This is a genomic window from Bacillus sp. C30, from assembly GCF_040838255.1.
GTDB classification, from domain to species: domain Bacteria; phylum Bacillota; class Bacilli; order Bacillales; family Bacillaceae_G; genus Bacillus_A; species Bacillus_A mycoides.
On sequence record NZ_JBFPJH010000223.1, the window covers coordinates 1 to 5,452 of the forward strand.

The 5,452-nt window shown below is 34.0% G+C and carries 2 protein-coding genes and 1 pseudogene; all 3 read left to right on the forward strand.

Annotation, left to right across the window (positions count from 1 at the left end; genetic code table 11):
- Nucleotides 1-357: type VII secretion protein EssB/YukC (locus AB3X49_RS16885; RefSeq protein WP_367963519.1), on the forward strand; the 357-nt coding region annotated here is incomplete at its 5' end.
- Between the two features lie 43 nt (nt 358-400).
- Nucleotides 401-4,906 (forward strand): annotated as a pseudogene (essC, locus tag AB3X49_RS16895) (type VII secretion protein EssC).
- A partial coding sequence (locus AB3X49_RS16900; RefSeq protein ID WP_367963525.1) for a DUF3952 domain-containing protein occupies nt 4,903-5,452 on the forward strand: 550 nt, incomplete at its 3' end. The pseudogene essC and the gene AB3X49_RS16900, both read left to right, overlap by 4 nt.

Here is a 5,452-nt window from a genome sequence, read left to right on the forward strand (position 1 = left end):
AAATATGAGTTAGCATTTGCATACATTACAGCTGAAAAACTAGGTGAAGATCAAAAGAAATCAATTATGAAAAATATTAGTTTGAAAAGTGATGAAAAGTATTTGCTGTATTGGATGTATAACGGAAATGGTAATTTTGATAAATCATTGGATTTAGCTAAGACTCTTGATGATCCGGAGCTTATTATATACGGCCTTGTTAAACAAATTGAATCGCTGAAAAATAATCCGGATTTGTCAGGAGAAGAGCGTGATCAAAAGTTAAAAACATATGAGCAACAATTAGATGAATATAAAAAGAAATATGGTAAGTCATCAAGCGATAAAGATTTGTCGAACACAGAGAAAAAAGAATAAGAAAGCACTTGATGAGACAGTTGAAAAGGAGCAGTGAACGCGCATGGAGCAACTATTAGTATTGACTTATGGAGACAGAATATATAAGAGCACATTACATCCAAAAGAGCAATCAATAGTGTCGATTGGAAAAGAGTGGACAAATGATATTACGAATCCAAGTTTAGAGAAAGAAATAGAGTTAAACTGGAATAATGAAGTAAACGCTTGGATGGTAGAAAGTCAATTAATAGAATTCAACAAAGAATTTGAAATTGGAAAAAATCAAGGCGTGAGCTTAAAAGTCTTTATATCTATTATTGGCACAACTAAAGTGTTTGATATAGGAACGAAACATTCTCTTACAATCAGTCAAAATAGTTATGATGATATCGCTATTACAGGGAGTAGCGTAGATTTAATACTGTCTCGTGAAACGTTGTATGATTCTTTTAAAGTGAACGTATATGACGGGGCTGTATTTCATAATTATACGAAGCTAAATGATAGCGTTATGTTAGAAGCAGGAGACCAATTATATTTTGATGGTGTTTTGATGGAGATTGGCAGTGAAGATATTCAAGTATTGTCCTCAGAAGACAACGTGAAATCTACATTACCTATTTTAGTAGAATCAGAAACGAATTATCAAAGTGGTTATCCAGACTATCATCGTTCACCACGTATTATTTATCGTGAACCAGAAGAGAAAATGACAGTTGCGAAACCTTCAAGTATGCCGTCAAAACCGACTGAGCATTTGGCGAGAATCATTGCACCATCTCTTGTCATGATTGTCGTAACAGTATTACTTGCTATCTTTATGAAATATGGAATGTTTATTATCGCATCGATTGCGATGACATTAGTAACAATTATTGTTTCTGTCACATCTTATATAAAAAATTTAAAGCAATATAAAATTGACATTGTTGAACGTGATAAAAGTTATAGAGAGTATATAAAACAAAAAACGAAAGATTTACATGCAGAAAGTGAAAAGCAGCGTCATGCATTACAATTTCATAATCCAAATGTTGAAGTAATACGTAATATGGCTGTGCAAGTAAATCCACGTATATATGAAAAAACAATGCTACATCATGATTTCTTAACATTTAGCGTTGGGACAGGACAAGCTAATACGAGTTTTGAAATCCAATTTAATGAAGAAGAATTTAGTCAAACGAAAGATGAATTAATTGATATAGCACGTGAACTAAGACAGCGTTATCTTTCTTTGGAAGATGTACCTGTTGTAACAGATTTGATAAATGGACCGGTTGGCTATATTGGACAACGCTCTTTAGTGTTAGAACAATTACAATTATTAGTTGTGCAAACCGCTTTATTCCATAGTTATTATGACTTGCAGTTTATTACTATTTTTCCTGAAGAAGAAAAAGAAAAATGGGATTGGATGCGCTGACTACCTCATGGAAGTGTTCGAGATATAAATGTACGTGGATTTGTATACCATGATCGTAGCCGTGATCAAGTGTTAAATAGTTTGTATCAAATATTGAAAGAACGAAAATTAAAACTAGATGAAAAAAGTTCAACTAATGAAAAAATGTACTTTGCACCGCACTATGTCGTTCTCATTACAGATGAAAAACTAATACTAGACCATGTTGTTATGGAATTCTTTAATGATGATCCGAGTCAATTAGGTGTATCACTTGTATTTGTACAAGATGTTATGCAAAGTTTACCGGAGCACGTGAAAACGGTAATTGATATAAGAGATGCAAAACAAGGGAACATCATCTTAGAGCAAGGAGAGCTTGTTAACCGTCAATTTAAATTGAATCATGTACCGAAAGGGTTCAATTTAGAAGATGTCTCACGTGCATTGGCACCGTTAAACCATTTGCAAAACTTAAAAAATAGTATTCCAGAAAGCGTAACATTCCTAGAAATGTACGGTGTTGAAAAAATAAAAGAGTTAAACATTACAAGTCGCTGGCAGAAAAATGCAGCACATAAATCTTTAGCTGTACCACTTGGATTACGTGGGAAAGAAGATATCGTCAATTTAAACTTACACGAAAAAGCACACGGGCCACACGGATTAATAGCAGGTACAACAGGTTCAGGTAAGTCGGAATTTATACAATCGTATATTTTATCTCTAGCAGTCAATTTCCATCCTTACGAAGTAGCCTTTCTACTAATTGACTATAAAGGCGGCGGTATGGCGAATTTATTCAAAAACTTACCGCATTTATTAGGAACAATTACGAACTTAGATGGAGCGCAAAGTATGAGAGCGCTCGCATCAATTAAAGCTGAATTACAAAAAAGACAACGATTATTTGGGGAAAATGATGTAAATCATATTAATCAGTATCAAAAATTGTATAAAGAAGGCTTAGTAAGTGAACCGATGCCACATCTATTTTTAATTAGTGATGAATTCGCGGAACTGAAGTCAGAACAACCAGAATTTATGAAAGAGTTAGTTTCAACAGCGCGTATCGGTCGTTCACTCGGAATCCATTTAATATTAGCTACGCAAAAACCGAGTGGTGTTGTAGATGATCAAATTTGGAGTAACTCGAAATTCAAACTAGCATTAAAAGTTCAAAATACGTCAGATAGTAATGAAATTTTAAAAACACCAGATGCTGCTGAAATTACATTACCAGGACGTGCTTACTTACAAGTTGGGAACAATGAAATTTACGAACTATTCCAATCAGCTTGGAGCGGAGCAGACTATGTAGAAAATAAAGAGGATAAAGAACATTTAGACGCAACGATCTATGCAATAAATGATTTAGGACAATATGAAATATTAAGTGAAGACTTAAGTGGACTTGGTAGCAGTAAAGAAGTAATAAGCGTACCATCTGAACTGGATGCTGTTATTGACTACATTCACGATTACGCAGAAATAAATGAAATTGAAGCGTTAGCTAGACCATGGTTACCACCACTTCCAGAAAGCGTATATCTACAAGACTTACATGCTATTCAGTTCAAAGAAGCATGGACGAAAGAAAAGAAACCATTAAAAGCAACAGTTGGTCTACTAGATCAGCCTGAATTACAATCACAAACATCATTAACACTAGATATTAGTAAAGACGGACACGTAGCGGTCTTCTCAAGTCCAGGCTACGGAAAATCAACATTCTTACAATCAGTCATTATGGATGTAGCTCGTCAGCATAGTCCGGAGCATTTGCATGTGTATTTAGTGGACCTTGGAACAAATGGTCTTCTACCTTTAAAAGGGTTACCTCATGTAGCGGATACGATTACAATTGACGAATCAGAAAAATGTTTAAAGTTTGTTGAAAGATTAACTCAAGAAATGAAGAATCGTAAACGATTATTAAGTGAATATGACGTTGCAAATATTGAAATGTATGAAAAGGCAAGTGGGAAAGAAATACCACATATTATTATTGCAATCGATAATTATGATGCAGTAAAAGAAGCGAAATTCTATGAGAGTTTTGAAATGATAATTATGCAAATTGTCCGAGATGGTGCTAGTTTAGGGATTCATACCTTAATTAGTGCAGGACGACAAAACGCACTTAGAATTCAATTGTACAATAATATTAAAATCCAAACTTGTTTATATATGATTGATCAAAGTGAAGTAGCTAGTATTGTAGGGAGATCTGATATAAAAGTGGAAGAAACAGCAGGAAGAGCGTTAATAAAACTAGAATCTCCGACATTATTCCAGGCTGCATTGCCTACGAAAGCAGAAGATGAACTACAACAAATTCAATTATTACAACAAGAAGCAAATGATATGGATCGAGAATGGGATGGAGAACGTCCTAAGGCAATTCCAATGATGCCAGAAATTATTGATATTGCTACTTATCGTAAAAATAAAGACGTTACAAAAGCTCTACAAGCAGCAAGAATTCCAATGGGGCTTGATTTTGCAAACGTAGAAGTTGTAGCTCATGATATTGCGGTGAATGATCATTTAATGATTTATAGTGTAGATGATAGTATGAGAAAACAAATTGTAACTAGTATCCTATCTCAATTGAATAAAGATTATTTTGAAAGTGTGACGTTGGTGGATACAGCAGAGTATAGTTTCGTTCAATATAAAGGCAATGTGACACATTACATTGTAGAAGAAAATGAAATAAATATGCATGCGAAGTATTGGATGGAAGTAATTCGCGAACGAGCTCTTGAATTAGCACAAGCAAGACAAGAAGATAGAGAAATTCCTACATTCACAAAACAACTCATTATCATGACAAATGTTGAAGAGTTTAGCAAATTTGTTTATTTAGAAATGGAGGATGCAGCAACTTTAATTGATCTATCTCGTACAGTAGGTATTTACTTTGTATTAGCAGGTCACCACGACTACATGGACCGAAATCGTGAAGCTCTACCTATGAAAATGAGAAGTAAACTAACAGCAGCAGTTATCGCAATGCCATTAAATGATCAAAGTATCTTCAACATAAAATATATAAGCAACGAAGCGCAATTAGGTAAAGATGAAGTGTATTACTACCAAAAAGGGAACATAATGAAACTAAAAATGCCTAGAGTAACTAACGAGGTGACAGTATGAAATTAAAGAAGAAAGCTAAGGTGATGATAGTCGTGTCAATAGTGGCAAGTTTATTAAGTGGATGTGGTTTTGGGGAGACAAAGATTGAGTATGAGAGATTAGTAAAGGCGTTGGATGAAGGGGATATGAAGACAGTTATGTCTGCGAGTGATGATGGGTATGCGTATGTAACCCAAAGAGGTATATATAGTACATTTGAACAAAAGGAAGATGGAGAGCATAGTAAAACAATCTACCAAACTTCGACAGGCGTATATAATATAAAAGATAAAAGTTTATATGGGAATACAACACAAGAAATTACCTCGGAAGTAGATGATAAAAATTATAAAGAAGAAGTTAATTATAGTACAAATATTATGTATAAAAATGAAAAGGTGCAAAGTCCGGATTCAAATCTAGATGTTTCATACGTGAACTTAATTGTAGATCGTTTAAAAGGAATAGGGAAACTAAAGATAAAACCTGGAGATGATATAAAAAAGTTTGATCAACCTAATTCAGTGGGATATCGACTAACTGAATCCGAATTCCAGAGTATTATTA